Raw genomic sequence first — 24,158 nt, forward strand, 5'->3', positions numbered from 1 at the left:
TCAGATCTCCTCTTAGGTCATCATCCTGACCTGTGTCAGAAGGATCGCTCATCATCGGGGATCAAGGATGAAGCGACTGTGCAGGAAAAATGAAGGAGAGCCTCTGCCCGCGCCTGCGTTTCGTCAGTCTGCGAACCGGGGGTCAACCCTCGTAGGCGTATCCGACACCATAGACGGACCGGATCGGGTCCCAGTCCGCCTTTACATGGATCTTGCGTCGTATGTTGCGGATGTGGCTGTCGATGGTCCGGTCGAACACCTCGGTATTGTCCGGGAACGCCAGCGACAGTAGTTGGTCGCGGGAAAACACCCGACCGGGGCGCGCGGCCAGTGCCGACAGGAGCGAAAACTCGCGGCGCGTCAGATCGAGGTCGGCGCCGTCAACCGTCGCGCGCCAGCCCTCCGCGTCGATAAGGAGACGCGCTTCCGGATCATCTTCCGGCGCATGGCCGACCAAAGGCCGCCGTCGCAGAACGGCGCGCACACGCGCCACCAGCTCGCGCGGGGAGTATGGTTTGCAGACGTAGTCGTCCGCCCCCATCTCGAGCCCGAGAAGGCGGTCGATTTCCTCGACCTTCGCGGTCGTCATGATGATGGGAACGTCGGACTTTTGGCGCAACTCACGGCAGATCGTGAGGCCGTCCACGCCGGGCAGCATCAGGTCCAGGATGACGAGGTCATGGGGCTTGGCCAGCGCCGTTTGGACCGCATGGGTGCCCGTCGACAACAGGTCCACCACCATCCCGGCCGCCAAGAGGTAGTCGCGCACGACCCCGGCAAGCGCGGGTTCGTCTTCGACGATAAGGATACGGGGCGCGGTCATGGCCGCCTTTCCGGCAGGGTCAGTGTCACGTTCAATCCGCCCATATCCGAGGCGGCGGCGGTGATGATGCCGCCTTGCGCCTCCACGATGGCCTTGCAGACGGAAAGACCGAGGCCCGAACCGCCGAGCGCGCGGGATCGCGACCCTTCAGCCCTGTAAAACCGGTCGAACAGTCGCGGCAGCACGTCGTTCGGCGCGGTGGGTGGCGTGTCGTCGATAGAAACCTGCGCAAATCCATCTTTGCGCTGGATCGCCAGTCGCACCTTGCCGGGCGCATCGGTATAGCGTGCAGCGTTCTGCAAGAGGTTGTCGATGACCTGCCCGATCCGCAACCTGTCACAGCCCAATGGAAGAGTTTCCGGAAACACGCACTCGATCTCGATCCCTGCGGCCTCCAGCGTCGGACGGGCGGTTTCAACGGCTTCGCGTGCGATCTCGACCAGATCCTCGCGGCCCATATCGGCCACGAGTTCTGGCTCGCGCGAATAGGTCAGGATCTTGAGGTCCTGTACCAGGCGCGACAGCCGCATTTGCGCCGCGTGCATCTCGGCCAGCGTCTCTGCGTTCGGCTGACGCACACCGTCCTGCAGGGCCTCGATCTGTGCCCTCAAGACGGCAAGCGGTGTCTGCAACTCGTGCGAGGTGTTGGAAATCCACCCCCGCTCGGCCTGCGACGTCCGGGCCAGCGTTTCGGCCAGCACGTTGTAGTGGGCGATCAGCTCGCCCAGTTCGTCGGTCCGGTCCTTGTGGATCCGCAGGCTGTAATCGCCAGAGGCCAGCGTCTTGGCGCCCGCTTCCAGCCGTTTGATCGGGATCAGGATCTGGCGGGCGATAAGGAATGCTGCGGCGGCCGAGACCATGAGCGCGATCAGCGCCGAGAACGTGAGCGACGCGTATTGGCCGCGAATGAAGAAGGCATCACTGGTGCTGTCGGAAAAAACTGGCGCGTTCAGGCGATGTAGCCAAGAGGGTCGCCTGTCTCGCATCTGCGATCGGCGCAGATCGGGCGCTGTTCGTAGATCGCGGTCCGTTCAGGTGCACCAGCGATGCGTGTGCCGGAGGCGGCAAGCAGCGCCAGCCTGTCGCCGATCATCAGGGGGTCAGCGTTGATTCTTTCCTGGTCCGGGTTGCCCGGCGGCGTGAAATGAGTGCGCATGAAATCATTCCAGGCCCGCGGATCATCCGCCAACTCGGGCCAACCCGGCGCCTCGAGATCATGCGCCAGCGCCAGTTCGCGCACCAGCGTGTTGAAGCGGATCAGCTCGCCCCGCAGTAAGTACTGCGAGAACCCGTCGCGCATCGACAGCGCCACCAGCAGGGCCATGGTGCCGATGACCAGCACCGCGGTGGCCGCGATGGCGAGGAAGATCTTGGTGGTCAGTGACATGCGCAGGCGGTCCATCCCCCTTCATGGCGCGGGTTTGTGCAGAGAGAATGCAGAAGCCGCTGCGCCACCGCACCCATCGCACTCACCATAAGCCCATGATGCTGCTTGTGAAAACCCCGTTTTGATGTTCGAGCGAATTCATCCTCCGTCTCGCCATTCGCTGCATATTCGTGCGTCACAGTAGATGTCAGATCGCTTCTGTAGGGACCGCACCCATGCTGAGAAACATCCGTATCTCCCTCTGGGGCCTGATGGCCGGCCTGAGCTTTCTCTGGCTGCTCGCCAATCTGCCGCTGCCCGAGACCTTCAGTATTCTCACCACCCGCAATCTGCTCATGCAGTATTCCGGTGTGATCGGGATGGGCGCGATGAGCGTGGCGATGATCCTCGCCGTGCGGCCCGTCGGGCTGGAGCCTTGGCTGGGCGGGCTCGATAAGTCCTACCGTCTGCACAAGTGGCTGGGCATTGCGGGGCTGGTGGCTTTGGTCTTCCACTGGGTCGCAGTGAACGGGCCGACATTGGCGGTGTCCTTTGGACTTATGTCTGCCCCCGAGCGTGGCGCACGCCCCGTAGGTGCAGTGTCCACCGATGTCGCGACGATCGAGTCCTTCCTGAACGGACTTCGAGGAACCGCAGAGGGGCTGGGTGAGAAAGCGTTCTACGTCGCTGTTCTGCTGATCGCTCTGGCGCTGATCAAACGCTTTCCCTACCGGCTGTTCGCCAAGACGCACCTGTTGATCGCCGTCGCCTACCTCGTCCTTGTGTTCCACTCCGTCGTGTTGATGGAGTTCGATGTCTGGGCGCAGCCGATTGGCATCGTCACGGGGCTTTTGCTGCTGGCGGGCACGGTTTCCGCCGCGATTGTCCTGACCCGGCAGGTCGGCAAGCGCCGCAAGGTCGAAGGCATCGTCGAAGATCAACACCTTTTTGAGGACATGAACGTGCTGGAGACGACCATCCGGCTGGATGATGAGTGGAAAGGCCATAGGAGCGGGCAGTTCGCCTTCGTGACCTTCGACAAGTCCAAGGGCGCACATCCCTTCACCATCGCTTCGGCCTGGGATGCCACCGATCCCCGCATCATGTTCATTACCAAGGGCTTGGGCGACTATACCGATTTTCTGCCCGAGCATGTGAAGCCAGGCGCCAAGGCCACCGTCGAAGGGCCTTATGGCGGGTTCACCTTCGACGACGCCAAGCCGCGCCAGATTTGGATCGGGGGCGGCATCGGCATCACCCCCTTCATCGTTCGGATGAAGCAGTTGGCGCGGCAGACCGAGGCACAACAGATAGACCTGTTCCATACCGCGACGCATCTGGCGCCTGCGGCGCGCGCGAAAATGACCGCCGATGCTGAAGCTGCCGGTGTGACCCTGCACATTCTCGTCGATGATCAGGACGGGTTTCTCACAGGCGACAGGCTGCGCGCCGCCGTGCCGGATTGGGACAACGCAAGCGTCTGGTTCTGCGGCCCGGCCGCGTTCGGCGAGGCGTTGCGCCGCGACCTTGCCGCGCATGGGATGCCGCGTGGCGCGTTTCACTAGGAACTCTTCAATATGCGCTAACGGCGCAATGCCCAAGGAGACTAACCATGAAACCTAAATCCATCTTTCGCACGATCTCCCTTGCCTTGCCGACCTATGCCATCGCCACAGGCGCGTCTCTGGCCGCCGCCCCTTTCCCGATCCCCGACACGATGCAGAGCGCCTGCTACGATGCCACGCAGGAGATCGATTGCCCCGAACCCGGTGAGGCCTTTTACGGGCAGGACGCCCAACACCAGAGCCCGCAGCAAAGCTACACCGACAATGGCGACGGCACCGTGACCGACAACGTCACCGGCCTGATGTGGATCCAGACGCCCGACCTGACCGGCGATGGTGTGATTGGCATTGACGACAAGCGGACGCTCGATGAGGCTTTGGCCGAGGCCGAGACGTTGACCATCGGCGGCTATGACGACTGGCGGCTGCCAACCATTACCGAGACGTATTCGCTGATGAATTTCAACGGCATCGACCCGAGCGGTCTGGAAGGTGACGATACTTCAGCCATTCAGCCATTCATCGACACGACGGTTTTCGACTTCGGCTATGGCGACACCGAGGCTGGCGAGCGCCTGATCGACGGGCAGATGGCGTCGAGCACGCGTTACGTCTGGAACACCATGCATGGGCAGGACGAGACGCTCTTCGGCGTGAACTTCGCCGACGGGCGGATCAAGGGCTACGGCCTGATCCTGCGCGGAGAGCCCAAAGAGTCTACGTCATGTATGTCCGCGGACCCCAGGGCTACGGGGTGCGGGACCTTGCCGACAACGGCGACCGCACCGTGACTGATGTCGCCAGCGGGTTGATGTGGGCGCAGGCCGATAACGGCGAGGCGATCAGCTGGGAAGATGCGTTGGCCTGGGCCGAAGAGATGAACGCGGAAGGCTACCTTGGCTATGAAGATTGGCGCGTGCCCAATGTGATCGAACTGCAGGGCCTGGTCGACTACACCCGCTCGCCTGACACCACTGGGTCCGCCGCGCTCGATCCCATTTTCGAGATCAGCGAAATCACCAACGAGGCAGGCGAGCGCGATTTCCCGTTCCACTGGAGTTCCACCACGCACGCGAATTTCACCGATCGGCCCGGTGCCTTTGCCGCCTATGTCAGCTTCGGCCGCGCCATGGGTTACATGAACGGCTGGACGGACGTGCATGGCGCGGGAGCGCAGCGTTCTGACCCCAAGATCGGCGAAGCGGCGGACTATCCCGAGGGTAACGGCCCCCAGGGCGATGCGATCCGGGTGCTGAACTACGTCCGCCTCGTGCGCGATGCGGAGTGAACGGACCATGGGACACGAGCATTCGATTGCGCGAGCGATCTACACCCTCGCAATTTTTGCCTTGGTTCCGGCCAGCCTGTCGGCAGAGACTTTCTCTGCCGACGTTTGGGCCGACAACTGGTTCGCGCTGCGCGTGAACGGCGTGCAGGTCGCCGAAGACAGCGTTCCGATCACCACCGAGCGGTCCTTCAACGCCGAGAGCTTCGAGTTTCAGGCGGACCGCCCCTTTGTCCTCGGGCTCGTCGCGCGCGACTTCATCGAGAACGACACCGGGCTGGAATACATCGGCACGCGCCGACAGCAGGTGGGCGATGGCGGGGTGATCCTCCAGATCAGGGACGCCACCGGAGAGACAGTCGCGGTAACCGACGACACCTGGCAATGCCTGACAATCCACACTGCCCCGCTCGACACCGCCTGTGAGGACGAAGCGAACCCGGTGGCGGGCGAAGGAGCCTGCGCCTACGAAATCCTCGCCGAACCCGAGGGCTGGGACACCGCCGGTTTCGATGCCTCCGACTGGCCGCAGGCCTCCGTCTACACCGCCGCTGAGGTCGATCCCAAGTTCGGCTATGACGAGATCGCCTGGGACCACGCGGCAAACCTGATCTGGGGGCCGGATCTGGAACAAAGCAACACGGTGCTCTGCCGCCTGACGGTCGAATGATCCTCTCTCAATTCCTCACCCAACAAGACGAAAGGACTACCCAGTGGCAAACACATTCATTTCCTCTGCGGCCTGTGGCCTGCTCATGATCTCCGCCGCCCATGCCGAAACGGTCGAGGTCTACGCGCTCGACCTGCTCGACAACATCCAGAACGGCTACTGCCTCGATATCTCGGGTGGTCAGGGGGCGCAGGCCGATCCGGCCAACGGTCTGCAGGGGCATACCTGCTACTCCCCGTCCGGGCAGATCTTCGTGGATCAGGGCTTCGCATCCGAGCAATTCGCGGACGGCGTTTTCTACATGCCCAGTTTCGAAGTCTGCATGCAGGCCGCCGCGGTCGAGGAAGGCGCGGCGCTGGAGCTTGCCGCATGCGACGGATCGGAGGCGCAAAGCTTCGTCTTCTCCGGCGAGGGCATTATCACGCCCGCCTCAGCACCGGGCCTGTGCGTGACGCTTGGCGAAGACACCCGCACCGGACGCAGCGATACGAACCAGATCAAGGCCCTTTCGTTGTCAACATGTGACAACGCCCTCTTGGCCTACCAGCTTTGGAGCGGACGCAAAGCCTCCGAGTAATCTTCGATCCGGCGCGCGGGTGGGTCAGCTATGTCATCGGCCCAGTTCGCAAGTACCTTTCTTGCACCTCGACCTAGCAATAGGGATCAGCCTTGATCCACACAGCGGATTTTTTCTTCGGCACCCCGTCCCTCAGGCGCGCGATCTTCGACATTGCGCTTGTCGCCGCGCTCTGGTCGGTGTCGTCGGTCGGTTACTACGAGATCAGGGACCAATTGGGCCTCGAGAACGGCTACCGCGACGCGCCGCTGATTTACTCGGCCTATTATCCTGGCTTCACCGTGCTGGCGCTGCTGCTATTCCGGCACCGCCTTCGGGACTGGCAACTGCCGGCCCACGGGGTCCTGCCGGTCCTCGCGGTTCTGGCCATGATCGCTGTCTTCACGCTCGGGATCCTTCCCATCCTGCCGGACATCGACCTGTCGCTCGCGCCCCGCAACCCACCGGAGTTCATGTTCGCCGATGCGATGTACTACGTGGCGAAATCCTTCGAGACCCTGTTCCAGCAGGCCCTCATCCTGACGCTCGTCCTATTGTTTCACTCTTTTGGGTGGAAGACCCTGCAGGTTGGTATGCTGACGGCCGCCCTTTTCGGACTGTTCCACCTGTCGCTGATATTCAACGGCGCCACGGATTTCTACGTTGCCCGCTTCACGATAGCCGCGACCTGTTTCGGCGCGGTGGTTCCAACACTGCTCCTCGCCACGCGCAACGGCGCGACCCTGTCCTACGGGCTGCATTGGGGCTTCTACATCGGGGACAACATTTTCACGCACTTCATGCTGTCGTTGCCAATATGACTGCGCTCATCTGCAACGCCGCCATCGCGCAGGTGCCCACCCGAGTGCTGACTGTGGACGGGTTCGAAAGTCAGCTCGGCACCAACCACTACGGCCACTTTGTGTTGTGCGGTATGCTCTTCGACCGCATCGAGGCGTCGAAAGGCCGGATCGTCGTTGTGGCCAGTCTCGGCTACAGGATGGGGCTGCGCACGATCAAGTTCGACGACTTGAACTGGGACAACGATTACTCCCCCAATTCCGCTTACAGCCAAAGCAAGCTGGCGCAGATGATGTTCGCTTGCGGGTTACAGGACCGTATCAAGAAAGCAGGGAAGAGTGTCGCGGTCCTTGTCTGCCATCCCGGATCATCGGCGACCTCTCTGATCACCACAAGCGGCAGCCGCTTGATGCGGTTCGTTTTCTGGCCCATGACCAAGACGCCGATGGTCCAAACCGCCGAACAGGGCTCTTACCCTGAGGTCATGTGCGCGACCGAGGATGGTCTGGAAGAGCGCGCCCTTTACGGGCCAACGGGGCGGATGGAGGTCGTTGGCCCCGTCGGGAAAGGCAGCCTTCAACCCCATGCCTACGAAAAGCCGGTGATGGAAAAGCTCTGGCAGCACTCGGAGCAGGAAACGGGTCTGATCTTGTCGCCGTAGCGATCACCTTGGAACAGCAGGACAAAAGCGCCTGATCGCGTGAGCCAGCTCCTTGCATTTCATGGTTGCCCCATCGGCCTGGCCCGCGCAAGACGTCGGATCAAACCTCAGAACCAGCCGATGATTGCATCGTAGGCATAGAGACCGAGATAGGCCAGCGCGATGTTGTAGAGGACATTGCCAATGGTCAGTGGCACGACAGTGCGCCAGTAGCCGTAGCCGCCGATGCTGAGCGAAGCGACGACAAAGTCGTTCGAAAAGGGCGACACGGTCCCGTAGGCCACAAGCGCTGGCGTCACGAGGCGTGGATGGTGAAGCAGATACATCGACAGCCGGTCGATGATGGCCAGGACGCGCGGTGGCAGGCTGCCTTTGACCTGCTTCCCGATCAGGAACATCGTGCTGTCACCCATCATCACGCCGATGGCGGTCGAAACCCCCAGCCAGACAGGATTCAGCCCGCCGGCAGCAAGGCTCATCAACACGAAATGGTAGGGGATCCCGGTGAAGGTCGTGAAGCCCCCGATTGTGCCCAAAGCGAACATCAGTATGTAGGCGTTGTCGCTGCCGACAATGTCGATCAGGTCTTCGACAGGGACGCTGGCCAGCATCATCGATAGCGCGAGGTAGAGCGCGACAACTGTGGCAGCCCTGAGGATTGCCACCCGGCGGCCTGACGGCACGGGCTTGGCGGCCGTCATGGATGCTCCGGCCCGCGAATGACCCTCAGACGGTCGGCGACGAAGGTTCCATCCTCCGCGAAGCTGCCACGTGTCATGACATGCTGGCCAATCTCAAGCCTTGCTATGTCGGCAATGCCCCGAAGCTCGGCGTCCGGCTGAAAAATCAATTCCGTGATCGTCCCGCGAGCGTTACGGATGTCGAGGCTGTCGCTGCCCACGGCGACGACCTCGCCCACAAGCCGGTGATTGGCGTTCTGTGCCTGCATGTAGAAGAAAAACAGGGGCAGCAGTGCAAACACCACTGCCGTACCCAGACCCAAAACAAGGGTGCGGCCCAATGAATACGGTTTGCCCCCTTCCTTCATGTCACGGCCCAATCACCCGAATGGGAGTGAGGCAAGTTCGATGCATTCTTTATCGTTTTCTCAAGTCAGATGACGGACCCTCCAGGGCCATGTTGCCCTGGGAAAAGACCGGCAGAATGTCTTCCAAGACGGGGGCGGGCTGCCCCCGACGCAAGGCCCGCCGCCGTTGCCAACAATACCCAGAACGCCGCAAACCAAAAGAGACCGCGAAGTTTTCCTCGATAACGGGAATGTAACTCGAACATACGTGGCACACAAACTCTCTCAAACAATTGAAATCAATGCTAATTATCTACCATCCGTCACTGGATTGACGCGATGCGCGCCTTCGGATGGCCGCTTCGCAGCGTGTTGAGACCTTGGTGCATGTTGCAGCGTTGGTCCTTTTGGGCTCAGAGCGGCCATCTGAAGCTACGCAGCATCCTGTGATATGCTGTCTTGGTCAACGTCGGGTTGACGTAGTGGGAGGGCATGGCGGATCGGAGGATTTGTCATGGACACACCAAACCTACCAGCCCTTCGTGCACTTCGCCCCGCATGGAACAAAGGCCGCATCGTAGGCCAGAAAAGACCGCTGAAACCAAAGCATGTCTGGGCCATTCGGGTACGACTTGAATTGGCCGAGAACCATCGTGACCTGGCGTTGTTCAACATGGCCATCGACAGTTAGCTTCACGGCTATGACCTTGTGAAGATGAAAGTCGTCGACGTCATGGCGTCCGGTCAGATCAAGGAACGGGCATCGGTCTTGCAGAGCAAAACACAAAAACCGGTACGCTTCGAGATTTCTGAAGGCACTCGAGCCTCAGTCGAGAAATGGATGGAAGACGAATTGATGGTCGGCTCTGAGTACTTATGGCCGGGTTGGTTCCATGATCGCCTGCATATCTCGACGCGGCAGTACGCAAGTATTGTCCGCGACTGGGTTACGCCGATCGGTCTCGAGGCGAGTGTTTACGGCACCCATTCGATGCGCCGAACCAAGGTCACCCAGATCTACAAGAAGACCGGAAACCTTCGTACCGTACAACTCCTCCTCGGACACACCAAGATGGACAGCACAGTCCGGTACCTTGGCGTCGAACTCAAGGATGCCCTGGCCATAGCTGAAGGCATCGAAATCTAGCAACTTCGGGTCGCCTTCCCGGGCGGCCCAAGGCTGCCCTCCAACGAGCGTCCCGATTTCTGCATTAGCGGCCCGCATAGCTGCCATTCGCTGCGCATGCGCGGTCAACGCGGTTCACCAAGGTCCGGACCGCGGACCTACCAGACTTTAGCCGCAGTTGCGCCGATGACCGCTTTGGTGTCTGTCACCGCGAGTGGGGCCAGGTTCCGAGCAGGTTCATGGCATTCAGTTTGATTGCCCAATCGGATAGCCAGATTTTATGCTAAGGATCCTCTTTAGGTAACAAGCGATCGCTTTTGGAATTTTTGCTCCATCCACCGCTCTTCCTTATGGATCGCAGCAAGTACGTCTGTCGCGCCGATGATCTCAGCCTCACTGAGAAACAGCGGTGTGATCCCAAACCGCATGACATTCGGGGCACGGAAGTCACCAATCACGTTTTCGGCGATCAGCGCCTGCTTTGCTGCATAGCCATGCTCAAAAGCAAAGGACACGTGGCTGCCGCGCTCGGCCGGATCGCGCGGGCTGACCAACTTCAGGCCGGGGCATCGGGCCTCCACTGCGCGAATGAACAACTCGGACAATTCGATGGACTTGGCATAAACCTCGCCCATGTCGATCTTGTCCCAAATATCCAAAGCGACGGACATAAGCGCGAAGGACGCGATCGCTGGTGTGCCGATGCGCATACGCTCGATCTTGCCCGGCATCGGGCGATAATCGGTGTCGAATGCAAAAGGTGCTTCGTGGCCTTACCAACCCGACAGGAACGGTTCGACCGTCTCCAGCAGGCGGAGTGCGACGTAGATGAAGGCCGGGGCGCAGGGCCACCGTTGAGATACTTGTCGTGCAGCCGATGGCGAAATCGGTATCAAGTCCGCCCACATCGACCGGCACCGCGCCCACTGAATGCGCCAAATCCCAGACCACGACAGCCCCTACGGCATGCGCCTTTCAATGATGGCCTTCATATCGTGGCGACGGCCCGTGCGGTAGTCCACCTCGGTGATCATCACCACGCCGACCTCCTCGGTGATGCTGTCCAGCACCTCCTCGGGATCGGGCGCGCGCAGCTCGTAACCGGCATCCTTCAGCTTCATCAGCCCTTAGACCATGTAAAGATCGGTCGGGAAATTGCCGCTGTCCGACAAAATCACGCGGCGCTCCGGCACCATCGCCATGCCTGCGGCAACCGCCTGAAACACCTTGATCGACAGCGTGTCGCCCACCACCGTCGTACCCTCCGCCGCGCCGATCAGCCGCCCGACACGGTCGCCCAGCGTGTTGGTCTGCATGAACCAGTTTTTGGTATTCCAGCCCTTGATCAACTCCGTCCGCCATTCGTCATTAAGAAAGCTGGTCATCGCAGGCACCGACGCGCGCGGCATGGGCCCCAGGGAATTGCCGTTCAGGTACATCATTCCCTCGGGCAGATCGAACTGTGCCCGTGCTCATTCGCAATCGGTCATGTCTCATCCTTTCCGGAAAACTTTGGCGCATGGCATTGCTATGACACGTCATTGCGCTCCCGGTTTCTGGGCGCACTCCAAGAACACCCGCAGCTTGCAGTCCGCGCAAATCTTGTCGTCGGCGGCTTCTACCGCGGCTGCGATCGCCTCGCCTTTGTTGTTGTGCAGGTTCTCAGGGCCCAGTTCATCGAAAACATGCAGCCGCTTCAAGATCAGCATCGCTGGGGCGTTCGTGGTGAAGATTCTGAAATCGGCCCCGGATTTGCGCGCGCGCCGGATTTCCTTGAGCAAGAGGCTCGCACCGGACAGGTCGATCTTCCACAGCCCTTTCAACCCCATGAGTTTGGTCTTGGGCATCGGGCTTGCAGCTTCAGCTCCTCTGAACTGGTACTCCACGTTCTCGACCGAGGCGAAAAACAACGGCCCATCGACCCGGATGACAGAAATTTGCGGGCATTCGGGCAGACCATAGGTGGCGGCGTTCTTGAAAACCCGCCGTCCGTTGATGTTGGTCGGCGCGCCGACGGCTACGACGGGGTGTGCGCTGTCATACAGAAAAACACAAAGCGACGTGATCACACCCACGACAATGGCAAGATCAAGCTCGGTGAGGATGCCGGTGAAAAACGTAGCCGCGAGGATAGCCGTCTCTTTTTTATTGGAGTTCAGGACATGGCGGACTTCACCTAAGTTTATGAGCCTGTAGGACACAAACAGGATCACGCCCGCCATCGCCGGAACCGGAACATGCTCCAAGTAAGGGGCCAGCACGAACAACAAGACCACCAAAAATCCTGCTGCGAAGACGGTGGACATGGGCGTCTGGGCGCCTGCATCCACGTTGAGTCCGGACCGCGTGAAAGACCCGGACCCGGCATAACACTGGAAGAATGACCCTACGGCATTGGAGAGCCCTTGCCCGACCATCTCCTGACTTGAATCATAAGGCTCATCGCGGCGCAGGGCGAAGGCGCGTCCGATGGAAATGGCCTCCAACAAGCCGACAAAAGCTACGGTTGCGGCGATGGGCAAGAGTTCGACCATCAGGCCCGGCGACAAATCAGGTGCGCCAATCGCCGGGACGATCGAGGAAAGGGGGTCGAACATGGCAACGCCTTGCGCGGGTGCCTGGAGGAACCACGCCACACCCGAGCCAACAGCCAGAGCGATGATGTAGGACGGTATCTTCTTGCTGATGCGGGACAAGACAACGAGCGTGAGGATCGTGACGCTTGCGATGATGACGGCGGTCACATTCACCCGGTCGATATGCCCTGCCACATGGATCAATCTGTCCAGAACGCCTCCGCCCACGCCCGCTTCGAGGCCAAGCGCGCCACCAAGCTGGCTGGCGGCAATGAGGAATGCAGCTGCTGCGGTGAACCCGATCAGGACCGAATGCGATATGAACGAAATCAAACCGCCAAGCTTGAATACGCCTGCGATGATCTGGATCACACCCACCATCAGCGTCAGCGTGAATATCATTGCGATGTAGTCTTCCGACCCCGGTGTCGCGAATTGCGACATGGAGACGAAGAGGACGGCCGAGATGGCGGTGGTCGGGCCGGAGACCATGACCATGGACGAGCCCCATATCCCGGCAATCAGGGCGACGACGACAGCGGTGAACAGCCCAAATTCAGGTGGTAGGCCTGCGATGATCGCAAAGGCCACACCCTGGGGCAAAACGATCGCCGCTCCGGTCAGGCCCGCTATCGCATCCGCCTTGAGCGTCTCGCTATTGACCCGGGCGAACCATGGACGCACCGGATTGAGCGATGATGCCAATGCTTTGAGCCTGAGTTGCATTGTGATCTCCGAGCCTGCGCCTCAGGCCCTTGCGGGGGAACAAAGTCAGCCTTGCGAGCACTTTGCGTCCTCTTTCAGCGCTGCTTGGAGATCAGCTTCCGTTGGGAAACCGATGATGATCCCTGCCTTGGCCTCATTCAGGTCCTGCCCGCGCCGCTCGATCTCGGCATCGGACATGGTGGTGCGCTGGCTGATGCGGCGGGTCCATTGGAAGAACAGGGCCTGCAAGCGGTCACATTCGGTTGCATAGTCGGGATCGCCGCCCAAATCCCGGAACTCCTCCGGGTCGGTTTCCAGATCGAACAGCATCGGACGGAAGCCTTCGGCAAAAACATACTTCCAGCGCCCGTCAAACAGCATCGTCAGCTTGGCATCGGCCACACTGACCCCAAGACGGCGGCGCACCTGGCGGAAAGAGTAGTCGTATTCGGATACGACGAAATCCCGCACGGCCTCTTGTTTGCCATGCAGCAGCGGCAAGAGGGATTTGCCCTCGATAATGTGGGGAACCTCCGCGCCGCCGAAATAATCGAGGAAGGTCGGCGTCAGATCAATCGCCTCAACCAGCGCATCCGACACCGTGCCGCGCGTGACATCCGCCTTGGGGCTGGGGTCCACGACGATGAGCGGGATACGGGCCGATGGATCGTGGAACAGCTCCTTTTCACCCAGCCAATGATCGCCCAGATAATCGCCATGGTCCGAGGTGAAGACGATCATCGTCTCGTCCGTCAAACCCTTGGCCTCCAGATACGCCATCAGCACACCCATCTGGTCGTCGATCTGCTTTATCAGGCCCATATAGGCGCCGATGACCTTGGCGCGTGTGGTTTCGTTGGTGAAGGCCTTGGAGACGCGCTCCTGCATGAAGGCCTCGAAAACCGGATGCGGATTGTCCTGTTCGACTTCGCTGCGCAGCACCCGGGCGTGCGTCTCGGGCGGGTACATATCGTGATAGGGCGCAGGCACGATGTAGGGCCAATGGGGCTTGATGAAACTCAGATGCAGGCACCAGGGTGTATCTCCGGCCTCGTCGATGAATTCCATTGCGCGGCGGGTGATGTAGGGGGTTTCGCTTTCCTCGTTGGCAACGCGGGCCTTCAGGTCGGAATTGTCCAAAAACCAGCCGCTGAGGATATTGCCGTCCTCATCCTCGCCACTGTTGGCTACGGTATCCCATGGGTTTTCATCCTCCCAGCCGCGGTCCTTCATGTAGGCATCATAATTCTTGTTGCGCTTGCCGTAGGCCGTGCTCGGGTGCAGCCCGTCATCGCGCTCATAGGGTTCAAACCCGCACTCCGACACAAGCGCCCCGATGGTGCTGTCGGGCGCAAGGCCGAGGCGCCTCATCCCTTCGGCATCGGCGGCCATATGGGTCTTGCCACAGAGCACGGTGCGCACGCCAAGGGGGCGCAAATGATCCCCCAATGTCATTTCGCCCACTTTCAAGGGGATGCTGTTCCATGTCGATCCATGCGAACTGACATAGCGCCCGGTGTAAAAGGACATCCGCGACGGACCGCAGATGGGCGATTGGACATAAGCACGATCGAACCGGACGCCGCGCTTGGCCAAAGCATCGATATGGGGTGTGTCGAGGCCCGGATGTCCGGCGCAGGAAAGATAATCCCACCGCAGTTGATCACACATGATGAAGAGGACGTTCTTGGCCATGGAAGGATCCGGGATCAGTTAATCAAGTGGGATTGGCAAAGAAGCCGGGGCTTGCAACAGCCCCGGCCTGTTTTATCAGCCTCTGGCGGCCTCGGGGATATCGACACCAAGCTCTGTGAGGGCGCGCAGGGCGCCTGGGTGCAGGGCGAGGTTGATGTCCTGAACGGCACCTTCGGGCGTGATCGCACGCAACCAGGGCGATGTATCACCAGACTCCGCGACACCGGTATAGAAGGCCTTTGTCATCTCATAGATCATGTCTTCATCGGCGTTTTGATTGGTCACGATCCCAACGGTCACACCAAGGGTTGTGACATCGCCTTCGTTCAGCTGGTTGTCACCATAGATGCCTGCAGGCAGGGTTGCGGCGCTGAAGCCCGGGCGTCCAACAAGCGCCTGTACGCCCTCGGTCTCAAGCTTGTCTGCGGGAATGCCCAGGAAGCGGATCTCGTTGGTCACGGCGATCTGGGTCAACGCCGGGCTGGGCGCGTTGGTCGGATTGCAATAGACGTCGATGTTGCCGTCCTGGAAGGCTGCAGTGGCCGCGTCCCAACCGAGGGTGACGGCCTCATAATCGGTGCCTTCTTCAAGATCGGCAACCGCTTTGAACAGGCGCGCCATGGTGGTGAAGGCCGCGCCGCCCGGAGGGCCTAGGAAGACGCGTTTGCCGGCGATCTGGTCCATGGATGTGATGCCGGAATCTCCGTAGACGGCGATGTGATAGACGCCCATCGGGAAGTTCAGAACCGTCCGCAGGTTCTTGACCAGTTCAGGCGCCTGTTCGATCTTTTCGTACATTGCCGCCTGGCGGCGCATCAGCGCGTGGATGATAGGGGACGACATGCAGAAATCGCTGCGGCCCATGGCCACTTCGAGAACGTGACGCGTGGCGGCCCCGGTTGCGTTCAACTGGATCTCGTAGTCGGGCAAGGCACCGTTTACGATGTTGGCGAATGTCGTCATCACAAGGTTGGGGCTGGTGCCCGGCCCAAGCGTGGACATGCGCAGCAGTTGCTTGGCGAAGGCCGCGCGTGGCAGAGCCGCGATGGCGGCGGCACTTGCGGCGGTTCCCAAAAGCGAACGGCGGGTTAGGGTTGTCATGGTGGTTTCCTCCTCCGAATTTAAGATTTTTCGGGCAACATGAAGCTGCCGAATTTGACGACGGACCACATCGCGATGGTGGCGACAACAGCGCCCCACGCCACAAGCGGTCCGGTGAACAGCAACGCAAAGGCCAGCGCCAGCCCGATCGGCGCATAGCGGGCCTTGTCTTTTGCAGGGTAGCACGCACGCGAGATGTGCAGCACGGCAAGGGTCACGAACACGATCGACTGCGCGGATTCCGTCAGTGGGTATCCGGTGCCCAAGAGCATCGCGGGCTGGTAGATGAAGGCGAAGGGAATCACGAAACCAGGCAGCGCCAGACGGGACGCTTCCACGGCTGTGCGCATCGCGCCCGCGCCAGCAATGGGGGCCGCAGCGAAGGCGGCCAGCGCCACGGGTGGCGTCACCGCTGACAACACGCCGAAATACAGCACAAACATGTGCGTGTGGATGATCGGCACGCCCAGCTTTTGCAGCGCGGGGCCCATGACCAGAACGATGATGAGGTAAGCAGGAACCGTCGGCATCCCCATACCCAGCAGCAGACAAGCCAGCGCCATGAGCAGGAGCGAGACCGCCAACTGCCCGTCCGCATAGCTGCCCACGAGGGAGGCAAACCGCAGGCCAACGCCCGTTAGGTTCAGGATGCCGATGATGATGCCGACTGCGCCCACGATCACCACAAGTTGTGCAGAGATCATGCCCGCCAAGTGGATGAATTTGAACCATGATGCCGTGTCTGTCAGAAGCGACGGTTTCACGGCAAAGCCGAATACGACGGCAAAGGCGACGCCGATGAAACCGGCATAGGCTGGTGACGACCCGCCGACCATGGCCACGACAATTGCCGTCAGCGACAGCATGAACACGATGATCTGGGCGACTTCGCGCCAGGCAAAGCTCAACTTGGGCTGTTCAGATACGTCCAGGTCCATATCGCGTGCAGCGCTGGAGGTCGCCATGAACAGACCGACGTAATACAGGATGGCGGGTACGGCGGCAGCGACACAGATTGTCAGGTAGGGCTGGCCCGTGACATCCGCCATGATGAAGGCGACCGCGCCCATGATGGGTGGCGTGATCTGCCCGCCGCTGGAGGCGGCAGCCTCAACTGCGCCGGCGAAATGCGCTTTGAACCCGCGCTTCTTGATCAGCGGGATGGTGATGACACCAGTGCCGACCACATTCGCGACGGCGCTGCCGGAGATCGTGCCGAACAGACCGCTGGCAATCGTGGCAGCGGCAGCAGGGCCAGAGCGGACCCGACCCGTGGCGGCCAGCGCAAGCTTGACCAGAACCTTGTCGATGGTCAGGAACTCAAGGATGGCGCCAAAGATAATGAAGATCAGGATGGTCGACACGACCGTGGCCATCGGGCGCCCGAAAACACCATCGAATGAATACCAAAGCACTTGGATCAACTCTTCAGATGTCATGCCCGCATGGCGCATGAAACCTGGGGCATGCTGCCCAAACGCACCATAGATGAGAACAAAGGCCGCAACACAGGCCATGACCATACCGACGGACCGGCGGGTCAGTTCAATCACCGCGATCAATCCCAGCGTCCCCAGCCAGATGTCGGCTGAAGTCAGGAAGTAAAGACCGGTCTCGATCTCCGCCGCCGCGCGGAAGTATTGATAGACAGCGACACCCAGAAACGCCGCCGTGATGAGCGCCAAGAGCTTCCCAATCAGACTTTGGCTGCCCTCGATTTGCGCCAGGAGGATCAGCAGACCGCCAACCAGAAGCATACCCACCCGAAGATAGGACTCACTGAAGACACCAAACACGGAGACGTAAAATACAACAACGACGACCAGAGCGCACAGACCCAGGTTCAGTCCGCTGACGGATTTCGAAAGCACGTTCTGCACTATTTCCCTCCCCCTCGAAATGCGCAGGCCCGGCTCCCCACCGGATCAAAGCACACCTTCCGATGAAGCTAGACATTTAGAAGGATTCGGTCGAATGTGCGTTTCACTAGGTGGAACGTATGATGAAGACTAATCGCTCTGTTGAACGCAGTATGAAAATACTAGAAGTTGTCTCGGATAGCGGTGTGTGTTCATTGGCTTTTTTGGCAAGTCAGACAGGCTTGCCTAAGCCCACTATCCTGCGGATCTGTGCAACACTTGTTGGACAAAGGTGGCTCACACAAAGCCGCAGTGACAGCCGCTACCGTATCGGGTCTGGATTTCCGCGCCTCGAAAGCGCATCCAATTCGATTGATGCGCTTGTCGAAGCCGGTACTGCTCAGATCATGGAGCTCTCCCAAGAAACCGGCCTTGGCGTGGATCTGGCCGCAGCCATCGGGAACGGGCGTGTCGAAATCGTTGATACGACGCGGCAGTATAGCAGGCACGGTATTTTCCCCGATTGCATCGGGTATCGCCCCTCCCCTTTCAGATCGGCTTTGGGCGGCGCCTTCCTGGCCGCTCTGGAGCCAAAGGAACGCATGGAGTATTCGGACACTCTGTCTGCCAATACCACTGGCAAAGATCGCGCAGCCGCTTTGCAGCTCCCATCTAAGCTGAGGGAAATCCGCACGCGCGGCTTTGCCAGCCGCGAGCCGGGGTATTGGGGCCGGGCCGTGGATTATGGCGGTATCCCAAGCGCCATCGGGGTCGCGGTTCGCTCTGGCGGTCAGGTTGTGGGGGCGTTGAGCCTTGTCTGGCTGGCCGAGAGGCGCAGCGTTGACGACGTGGCTCAGGCACATCTGGGGCGGCTCACCGCGACCGCGCAGGCCATTGGCAAGCATTTTGCATCCTAGGGTCAGGACCCAAGAAACGCCTGCGCCTGTGCGCTCGTCTCGAAAATATGCGTGCGCGCGTCAGGGAAGACCTCGCCCAGCTTCATCCGCATGAACGCTGACCTGGAATAGCGAGAGACCCGCGCGTAAAACCGTTCGGTCAGCTTGGCCACCATTTCCGCCCAAAAGCTTTCGAGCGCCTCGTCAATCCGGAAACCGTCATAGTTCACAGGGACATCCACCCGGCCACCGTGGGCCTTGCAGGTCTTTGTAACAGCGTCCCGGACGAGGTCGATTTCGTCACGCATCCGGATCCGCATCTTCTCGAAATTGAGAAACACCTGACCCAGAGTGCGATCCAGAGCGACGCGGTCCGCCAGATCTAGGTGCAAAAGATCGGTGCGCAAACCCATCTCGGCCTCTTGGAAGATGCGCGGATCCATGGGGCGCAGGTCGTCAACAATCGGGGTCACGTCCATCAGGCCCAGAGTATCTCGCTCCAGATCAATACCGGGGGCGATTTCGATCAGCTTCAATCCCTGAGGTGTCAGTTCAAAAACACAGCGCTCGGTCACATGAAGGACCGGTTGCCACAATCGCGCCGCCCGCGCACTGCAGAATGAAATCTGCTCCACATGGTCAAGGAATTTGCGGGCCTTGCCCTCCTGACGGATGCGCACCGCGTCGTCGGTGATCTGAACGTCCAGCCCTTGGGCGGTAAAGGTTCCGGCGAAGACAACCGCGCGGGCGTTCTGGCTAATGTTGATGAAACCACCGGCTCCAGCAAGACGCGGGCCAAAGCGCGAAACATTGACGTTGCCCGTTGCATTGGCTTGGGCAAGGCCCAGACAGGCCAGATCGAGTCCGCAGCCATCATAGAAGTCGAACTGATTGTTTTGCGGAATGACCGCATCCGTGTTGACCGCCGCGCCAAAATCAAGACCGGGGCCGGCTGACCACCAATCACGCCGGGTTCGGCTGTGAGCGTCAATGCTCTAGCAACCCATCTTCTGCGGCGACCGAAGCAACCCCCTCAGGCATACCGATCCCAAGATTGACCACACCGTTAACCGGTAACTCAAACGCGCAACGCCGTGCGATAACCTTTCGGACATCCAGCGGCATCGCCGGGATTTCGCCCAAAGGTGGGCGGATACGGTTGTTGAAAGCCTGGCTGAAGGCCGTGCTGTAGGTTTGCAGGTGATGCTCAGGCTTGGCCACGACCACGGCGTCCACGACGATGCCGGGAATATGGACGTCGCGGGCAAGCAGTGTCCCGGCTCGCGCCACCCGTTCGACCTGCACGATCACCACACCGCCCGCGATATGCACGGCCATTGCTTGCGCCAAATTGTCGATGGTCAGAGCCTCGCGCTCCATCGTGACGTTGACTGCTTCATCCGCCGTTGTGCCGCGCAACAAGGCAACGGTCAGTTTCTACGCCGGGTAGAAGAGGACTTCTTCGCCACCGATCTCCATCAACTCGACCTGCGGGTCGGTGGGAATCCCATTGATCGCCCCGCCGTCATTGCGCGGATCGACGAAAGTCTCCACCCCAACCTTGGACAGCATCCCGGGCTTGCCCGCTGCGATATCGCGGTAGAGCTGGCTGAACACGCCCTGTGGCAGGTTCCAGCCTTCGATCTTGCTAGCCGTTGCCAACTTCGCGACCTTGGGGATCAACCCCCAATGACCGCCAACGGCACGTTTCAACAATCCCTCATGGCCCAGCCGGTTCAGGCCCCGTTCCTTCTCATCGCCCTGCCCTGCCGCGAAGACCAAAGACAGATCGCATGGATGGCCGGTTTCGACAAAGCGGGTCTCAAGAGCGGCCAGCAATTCATCGGGCACACCGATGCCCACGAAACCTGATGTCGTTATTGTGTCGCCATCCTTGATCAGGGCGGCGGCCTCAAATGGGCAGACAAGCTTGCTTGCCTTCATGCCGCGGTCCACTCGCCATCCACCGGCAGGGCAATCCCGGTGATGTTTTTCGCCGCGTCCGAGCACAGGAACAGAGCAACGCCTGCAAGCTGTTCAACAGTGACGAACTTCTTGGTCCATTGCGCGGCCAGAAGCACATCGCGCTTGACCTCTTCCTCGGTCATGCCGCGCGACTTGGCCGTGTCGGGGATTTGTGCTTCAACCAGGGGCGTCAACACTAGCCCGGACAGATCGCGTTGCAGGTGATGCCGTCCTCGGCCACCTCAAGCGCAATCGTCTTGGTCATGCCCACCACTCCATGCTTCGCCGTGACGTAGGCCGACTTGAAAGGAGAGGCGACGCGCCCGCGCGCGCTGGCGATGTTGATGATCCGGCCCCAGCCTTTGTGTTTCGTCGCCGGACTTGCCGCGCGCGGGGTGTGGAAGGCCGAGGTCATGTTTATGTCGATGATCATGTCCCACTTATCGCGCGCGAACTCCTCAACTGGCGAGACCTGTTGGATGCCGGCGTTGTTGACCAGAATATCGATGCTGCCATGTTGTGCGATAGCGGTATTGATCAAGGCCTCGATCTGGTCCGGCTTGGTCATGTCCGCGCCGCTCTAGGCCACCCGCCCCGAGGTCGCGGCATCCAGTTCCGCGCGCGTCTTTTCGATTTCCTCGGCATCCCCGAAACCGTTCAGCACGACATTCGCACCCGCCTGCGCACCCCCCCGGGCCAGCCCCGGCCCGATGCCCGATGTCGATCCGGTGACTACAGCTGTTTTGCCCGTCAGATCCGTCATTTTTCGTGTCATCTGTGTTGTCGTGTTTCCGGGTATTCACGTCTCGCTAGTGGGCATCCTTTGAAAGCGAGCCAAAACCGTCGCTGTCCATCTGCGGTCGGCGTGTTGCGTCCGGCAGCCCGTCAAGAACGTCATGCAGCCGTTCCATCAGGTCATGCAGTTGGTCCCTTTCCTCAGGTGAGAAAGCGCTCAGGATCGCTGCCTCGAAAGACAGCGCTTCGGGCACGATCCCATTGAACATTTCGAGCCCTGCGGCAGTCAGCGCAATTTCAACCAGACGGTGGTCGGTCTCGCAGGTGGTTTTTCTGAGAAGGCCTGCCTTTTCGAGCTTGGCAACGGCACGGCTGACGGCAGGTTTTTCCAAATAGACACTGTCATGAATTTCTCGGACGGACATCTTTTCACGACGCGCGACGTGCACCAACACCCGCCACTCCGGCGTCGAAAGGCCATACTTTTCGCCATAAACCCTCGACAACATCTTGGTGGTCCGAGAGGACAGAACCGACAGTCTGTAGGGCAGAAATTCCGACAGATTGAAGTTGTCTGAAGTCATTTGGGTCAACCTCCCGCATTTCGTTGCGTGTGTAATGATCTTGACTCACTCTCCCACAGAATGATAATCGTTGCAAGTGAAACGAATTTCTGCCCGGTCGGTTATCGCCTGCTCAAGTTCGACAATAACGGCTTCAAACCGACAGTACCAAAGGAGGATAAGCGCATGAAAGACCTTGATATCAGCCCCATGGTTCAGGCCGACGGTGGCTTGACGAATCCTGGCTACATGCCCGGCTTCGGCAATGATTTCGAAACAGAGGCCCTGCCCGGCGCGCTGCCCCAAGGGATGAACAGCCCTCAGAAATGCAACTACGGGCTTTACGGCGAGCAGCTCTCCGGCACGGCCTTCACCGACGTGCGCCCCGAGCGGACCTGGTGCTACCGCATCCGCCCCTCCGTCAAGCACTCCCACCGCTACGAGAAAATTGATCTCGCCTACTGGCGCTCTGCCCCCGACATCCATCCCGATGTGACGTCATTGGGCCAGTATCGCTGGGATCCCGTTCCGCATACCGATGAGCCGCTCACATGGCTGACGGGCATGCGGACGATGACAACCGCGGGCGACGTGAACACCCAGGTCGGTATGGCCTCACACGTTTATCTTGTGACCGAATCCATGAAGGATGAGTACTTTTTCTCCGCAGATTCCGAGTTGCTGGTCGTGCCGCAGGAAGGCCGCCTGCGCTTTGCCACTGAGTTGGGCATCATTGACCTTGAGCCTAAGGAAATCGCTATCATCCCGCGTGGCCTTGTTTACCGGGTGGAATTGCTCGACGGCCCCGCGCGCGGCTTCGTTTGTGAAAACTACGGCCAGAAGTTTGAACTGCCAGGCCGTGGCCCTATCGGGGCCAACTGCATGGCGAACCCGCGTGATTTCAAAGCCCCTGTTGCGGCTTATGAGGACCGCGAAGTGCCCTCGACCGTCACCGTCAAATGGTGCGGCCAATTCCACGAGACCAAGATCGGCCAGAGCCCGCTGGACGTGGTGGCCTGGCATGGCAATTACGCGCCCTACAAATACGATCTGCGCAACTACTGCCCCGTGGGAGCCATCCTGTTCGATCACCCCGATCCGTCAATCTTCACCGTGCTGACCGCCCCCTCGGGACAACCCGGCACCGCGAACATCGACTTCGTGCTCTTCCGTGAGCGCTGGATGGTGATGGAAGATACCTTCCGTCCGCCGTGGTATCACAAGAACATCATGTCCGAGATGATGGGCAACATTTACGGCGAATACGACGCCAAACCGCAGGGCTTTGTCCCCGGTGGCGTGAGTTTGCACAATATGATGCTGCCCCATGGACCCGACCGCGAAGCCTTCGAGAAAGCGTCGAACGCGAACCTTGGCCCGGACAAACTGGACAACACCATGTCCTTCATGTTCGAGACCCGCTTCCCGCAACAACTGACCCAGTTCGCAGGCAAGGAAGCCCCGTTGCAGGACGACTACATCGATTGCTGGGCGGATATGGAGAAAAAGTTCGACGGCACGCCGGGCAAGAAGTGACCGGAATGCTGACACTTTATTCCTATTGGCGCTCGACAACATCCTACCGGGTGCGCGTGGCGCTGAACCTGAAGGGGCTGTCCTATCGGACAGTCCCGGTGGATCTTGTCGCCGGGGGACAGCGGGCGTCGAATTACGTCGCCAAGAACCCGAGCAAGGGCGTGCCGACGCTGGTGCTGGAGGACGGCACCGTGCTGACACAGTCCCTGGCGATCCTCGACTATTTGGATCACATCGCGCCCGACCCTGCGCTCTTGCCGAGTGACCCGATCTTGCGGGCGAAGGTGCAGGCTGCGGCGCAGGTCATCGCGCTGGACATCCATCCGGTAAACAACCTCAAGGTCGTTAGCCGCCTGAAATCCGAACTTGGATTGAGCGGCGATCAAGGCACTGAATGGATGCGCCATTGGATGACCGAAGGGTTCCATGCCTATCAGGCGCTGCTGCCCGGGGGCCTTGGCTACAGTTTCTCGGACACGCCGCTCCTGTGCGATATCTGCCTTGTTGCCCAGCTTTACAACGCACATCGCTGGGGCGTTGACATGACGCCCTTTGCCCGTCTGCTCGAAATCGAAGAACAGGCGTTGAAACTGCCGGCCTTTGACGCCGCGCGCCCCGAAAACCAGCCAGACGCGAACTGAAGGAAA

Annotated in this window: 22 protein-coding genes and 4 pseudogenes; 12 read left to right on the forward strand and 14 right to left on the reverse strand. The window is 60.2% G+C overall.

From position 1 onward, the window contains the following. Positions 1-142 precede the first annotated feature (142 nt). Genes V6N07_RS14030 through V6N07_RS14040 form a run of 3 tightly spaced genes read right to left on the reverse strand, consistent with a single transcriptional unit; the run spans position 143 to position 2,225 of the window. The gene (locus V6N07_RS14030) at positions 143-823 is read right to left on the reverse strand and encodes a response regulator (protein ID WP_371156956.1); all 681 of its coding nucleotides are present in this window, start codon (positions 821-823) and stop codon (positions 143-145) included. Next, positions 820-1,809: an ATP-binding protein gene (locus tag V6N07_RS14035; protein WP_371156957.1), complete on the reverse strand. Its 990-nt coding sequence runs from the start codon at positions 1,807-1,809 to the stop codon at positions 820-822. Before V6N07_RS14035 ends, V6N07_RS14030 begins: the two co-directional genes overlap by 4 nt. Continuing rightward, positions 1,773-2,225 carry a hypothetical protein gene (locus tag V6N07_RS14040; RefSeq protein ID WP_371156958.1) on the reverse strand — a complete coding sequence of 151 codons (453 nt, stop codon included), beginning with the start codon at positions 2,223-2,225 and terminating at the stop codon, positions 1,773-1,775. The genes V6N07_RS14035 and V6N07_RS14040 overlap by 37 nt, the downstream gene beginning before the upstream one ends. A 200-nt stretch (positions 2,226-2,425) precedes the next feature. Here V6N07_RS14040 and V6N07_RS14045 point away from each other — a divergent pair, with 200 nt between their 5' ends. From V6N07_RS14045 to V6N07_RS14075, 7 genes are all read left to right on the forward strand, one after another. Then, complete coding sequence (locus tag V6N07_RS14045; RefSeq protein WP_371156959.1) at positions 2,426-3,754, forward strand: ferric reductase-like transmembrane domain-containing protein; 1,329 nt, start codon at positions 2,426-2,428, stop codon at positions 3,752-3,754. 47 nt (positions 3,755-3,801) lie between these two features. Further along, positions 3,802-4,545: a DUF1566 domain-containing protein gene (locus V6N07_RS14050; RefSeq protein WP_371156960.1), complete on the forward strand. Its 744-nt coding sequence runs from the start codon at positions 3,802-3,804 to the stop codon at positions 4,543-4,545. Next, positions 4,542-5,042, forward strand: coding sequence for a DUF1566 domain-containing protein (locus V6N07_RS14055; RefSeq protein WP_371156961.1), 501 nt, complete (start codon positions 4,542-4,544; stop codon positions 5,040-5,042). The genes V6N07_RS14050 and V6N07_RS14055 overlap by 4 nt, the downstream gene beginning before the upstream one ends. 7 nt (positions 5,043-5,049) lie before the next feature. Next, entirely contained in the window at positions 5,050-5,709 is a 660-nt protein-coding gene (locus V6N07_RS14060) for a PEBP family protein (protein ID WP_371156962.1), read from the forward strand. A gap of 43 nt (positions 5,710-5,752) precedes the next feature. Continuing rightward, positions 5,753-6,286 carry a hypothetical protein gene (locus V6N07_RS14065; protein WP_371156963.1) on the forward strand — a complete coding sequence of 178 codons (534 nt, stop codon included), beginning with the start codon at positions 5,753-5,755 and terminating at the stop codon, positions 6,284-6,286. A gap of 92 nt (positions 6,287-6,378) precedes the next feature. Next, a complete protein-coding gene (locus V6N07_RS14070; protein ID WP_371156964.1) occupies positions 6,379-7,086 on the forward strand; it encodes a hypothetical protein in 708 nt (235 codons plus the stop codon). After that, a complete protein-coding gene (locus tag V6N07_RS14075) occupies positions 7,083-7,727 on the forward strand; it encodes a hypothetical protein (RefSeq protein ID WP_371156965.1) in 645 nt (214 codons plus the stop codon). Before V6N07_RS14070 ends, V6N07_RS14075 begins: the two co-directional genes overlap by 4 nt. Positions 7,728-7,834: 107 nt before the next feature. Here V6N07_RS14075 and V6N07_RS14080 read toward each other — a convergent pair whose 3' ends face one another. Beyond that, entirely contained in the window at positions 7,835-8,428 is a 594-nt protein-coding gene (locus tag V6N07_RS14080) for a hypothetical protein (protein WP_371156966.1), read from the reverse strand. After that, positions 8,425-8,775 (reverse strand): hypothetical protein, encoded by a 351-nt coding sequence (locus V6N07_RS14085; protein WP_371156967.1) that lies wholly within the window; start codon positions 8,773-8,775, stop codon positions 8,425-8,427. The genes V6N07_RS14080 and V6N07_RS14085 overlap by 4 nt, the downstream gene beginning before the upstream one ends. A gap of 493 nt (positions 8,776-9,268) precedes the next feature. Between V6N07_RS14085 and V6N07_RS14090 the strand changes: the two are divergent. Beyond that, a pseudogene (locus V6N07_RS14090) lies at positions 9,269-9,901 on the forward strand (tyrosine-type recombinase/integrase). 275 nt (positions 9,902-10,176) lie between these two features. Here V6N07_RS14090 and V6N07_RS14095 read toward each other — a convergent pair. The 5 genes and pseudogenes from V6N07_RS14095 to V6N07_RS14115 form a co-directional block, all read right to left on the reverse strand. Further along, positions 10,177-11,322: pseudogene (locus V6N07_RS14095) on the reverse strand (kynureninase). Positions 11,323-11,418: 96 nt separating this feature from the next. Beyond that, positions 11,419-13,182, reverse strand: coding sequence for a SulP family inorganic anion transporter (locus tag V6N07_RS14100; RefSeq protein WP_371156968.1), 1,764 nt, complete (start codon positions 13,180-13,182; stop codon positions 11,419-11,421). Positions 13,183-13,227: 45 nt separating this feature from the next. Then, entirely contained in the window at positions 13,228-14,856 is a 1,629-nt protein-coding gene (locus V6N07_RS14105) for an alkaline phosphatase family protein (RefSeq protein WP_371156969.1), read from the reverse strand. Between the two features lie 75 nt (positions 14,857-14,931). Further along, positions 14,932-15,957, reverse strand: a complete 1,026-nt coding sequence (locus V6N07_RS14110) for a TAXI family TRAP transporter solute-binding subunit (RefSeq protein WP_371156970.1) — start codon at positions 15,955-15,957, stop codon at positions 14,932-14,934. Positions 15,958-15,977: 20 nt separating this feature from the next. Beyond that, on the reverse strand, positions 15,978-17,837 hold the full coding sequence (locus V6N07_RS14115) for a TRAP transporter permease (RefSeq protein ID WP_371156971.1): 1,860 nt from the start codon (positions 17,835-17,837) through the stop codon (positions 15,978-15,980). A 119-nt stretch (positions 17,838-17,956) separates the two neighbouring features. Here V6N07_RS14115 and V6N07_RS14120 point away from each other — a divergent pair, with 119 nt between their 5' ends. Continuing rightward, positions 17,957-18,733 carry an IclR family transcriptional regulator gene (locus V6N07_RS14120; protein WP_371156972.1) on the forward strand — a complete coding sequence of 259 codons (777 nt, stop codon included), beginning with the start codon at positions 17,957-17,959 and terminating at the stop codon, positions 18,731-18,733. 2 nt (positions 18,734-18,735) lie between these two features. Here V6N07_RS14120 and V6N07_RS14125 read toward each other — a convergent pair whose 3' ends face one another. Beyond that, the gene (locus tag V6N07_RS14125) at positions 18,736-19,347 is read right to left on the reverse strand and encodes a hypothetical protein (RefSeq protein WP_371156973.1); all 612 of its coding nucleotides are present in this window, start codon (positions 19,345-19,347) and stop codon (positions 18,736-18,738) included. On the opposite strand from V6N07_RS14125, the gene V6N07_RS14130 reads away from it, so the two are divergent. Next, positions 19,348-19,668: a hypothetical protein gene (locus tag V6N07_RS14130; protein WP_371156974.1), complete on the forward strand. Its 321-nt coding sequence runs from the start codon at positions 19,348-19,350 to the stop codon at positions 19,666-19,668. Positions 19,669-19,699: 31 nt separating this feature from the next. Here V6N07_RS14130 and V6N07_RS14135 read toward each other — a convergent pair. The 3 genes and pseudogenes from V6N07_RS14135 to V6N07_RS14145 all read right to left on the reverse strand — a co-directional run bounded on the left by V6N07_RS14135 (position 19,700) and on the right by V6N07_RS14145 (position 21,996). Next, a pseudogene (locus V6N07_RS14135) lies at positions 19,700-20,656 on the reverse strand (CoA-transferase). Beyond that, positions 20,653-21,440 (reverse strand): annotated as a pseudogene (locus V6N07_RS14140) (3-hydroxybutyrate dehydrogenase). Before V6N07_RS14140 ends, V6N07_RS14135 begins: the two co-directional pseudogenes overlap by 4 nt. Before the next feature lie 46 nt (positions 21,441-21,486). After that, on the reverse strand, positions 21,487-21,996 hold the full coding sequence (locus tag V6N07_RS14145) for a MarR family winged helix-turn-helix transcriptional regulator (protein ID WP_371156975.1): 510 nt from the start codon (positions 21,994-21,996) through the stop codon (positions 21,487-21,489). Between the two features lie 165 nt (positions 21,997-22,161). On the opposite strand from V6N07_RS14145, the gene hmgA reads away from it, so the two are divergent. Next, positions 22,162-23,511, forward strand: a complete 1,350-nt coding sequence (gene hmgA, locus V6N07_RS14150) for a homogentisate 1,2-dioxygenase (protein ID WP_371157232.1) — start codon at positions 22,162-22,164, stop codon at positions 23,509-23,511. 5 nt (positions 23,512-23,516) lie between these two features. Further along, on the forward strand, positions 23,517-24,152 hold the full coding sequence (gene maiA, locus V6N07_RS14155; protein WP_371157234.1) for a maleylacetoacetate isomerase: 636 nt from the start codon (positions 23,517-23,519) through the stop codon (positions 24,150-24,152). The last annotated feature ends 6 nt before the right edge of the window (positions 24,153-24,158 follow it).

This window comes from Jannaschia sp. 2305UL9-9 (assembly GCF_041403465.1).
Taxonomy (GTDB): domain Bacteria; phylum Pseudomonadota; class Alphaproteobacteria; order Rhodobacterales; family Rhodobacteraceae; genus Jannaschia.

Coding starts and splice junctions, on each gene's coding strand:
- V6N07_RS14030 (WP_371156956.1), bottom strand. CDS start 823: ATGACCGCGCCCCGTATCCTTATCGTCGAAGACGAACCCGCGCTTGCC.
- V6N07_RS14035 (WP_371156957.1), bottom strand. CDS start 1,809: ATGCGAGACAGGCGACCCTCTTGGCTACATCGCCTGAACGCGCCAGTT.
- V6N07_RS14040 (WP_371156958.1), bottom strand. CDS start 2,225: ATGGACCGCCTGCGCATGTCACTGACCACCAAGATCTTCCTCGCCATC.
- V6N07_RS14045 (WP_371156959.1), top strand. CDS start 2,426: ATGCTGAGAAACATCCGTATCTCCCTCTGGGGCCTGATGGCCGGCCTG.
- V6N07_RS14050 (WP_371156960.1), top strand. CDS start 3,802: ATGAAACCTAAATCCATCTTTCGCACGATCTCCCTTGCCTTGCCGACC.
- V6N07_RS14060 (WP_371156962.1), top strand. CDS start 5,050: ATGGGACACGAGCATTCGATTGCGCGAGCGATCTACACCCTCGCAATT.
- V6N07_RS14075 (WP_371156965.1), top strand. CDS start 7,083: ATGACTGCGCTCATCTGCAACGCCGCCATCGCGCAGGTGCCCACCCGA.
- V6N07_RS14080 (WP_371156966.1), bottom strand. CDS start 8,428: ATGACGGCCGCCAAGCCCGTGCCGTCAGGCCGCCGGGTGGCAATCCTC.
- V6N07_RS14085 (WP_371156967.1), bottom strand. CDS start 8,775: ATGAAGGAAGGGGGCAAACCGTATTCATTGGGCCGCACCCTTGTTTTG.
- V6N07_RS14100 (WP_371156968.1), bottom strand. CDS start 13,182: ATGCAACTCAGGCTCAAAGCATTGGCATCATCGCTCAATCCGGTGCGT.
- V6N07_RS14105 (WP_371156969.1), bottom strand. CDS start 14,856: ATGGCCAAGAACGTCCTCTTCATCATGTGTGATCAACTGCGGTGGGAT.
- V6N07_RS14110 (WP_371156970.1), bottom strand. CDS start 15,957: ATGACAACCCTAACCCGCCGTTCGCTTTTGGGAACCGCCGCAAGTGCC.
- V6N07_RS14120 (WP_371156972.1), top strand. CDS start 17,957: ATGATGAAGACTAATCGCTCTGTTGAACGCAGTATGAAAATACTAGAA.
- V6N07_RS14130 (WP_371156974.1), top strand. CDS start 19,348: ATGGTCAAGGAATTTGCGGGCCTTGCCCTCCTGACGGATGCGCACCGC.
- V6N07_RS14145 (WP_371156975.1), bottom strand. CDS start 21,996: ATGACTTCAGACAACTTCAATCTGTCGGAATTTCTGCCCTACAGACTG.
- hmgA (WP_371157232.1), top strand. CDS start 22,162: ATGAAAGACCTTGATATCAGCCCCATGGTTCAGGCCGACGGTGGCTTG.
- maiA (WP_371157234.1), top strand. CDS start 23,517: ATGCTGACACTTTATTCCTATTGGCGCTCGACAACATCCTACCGGGTG.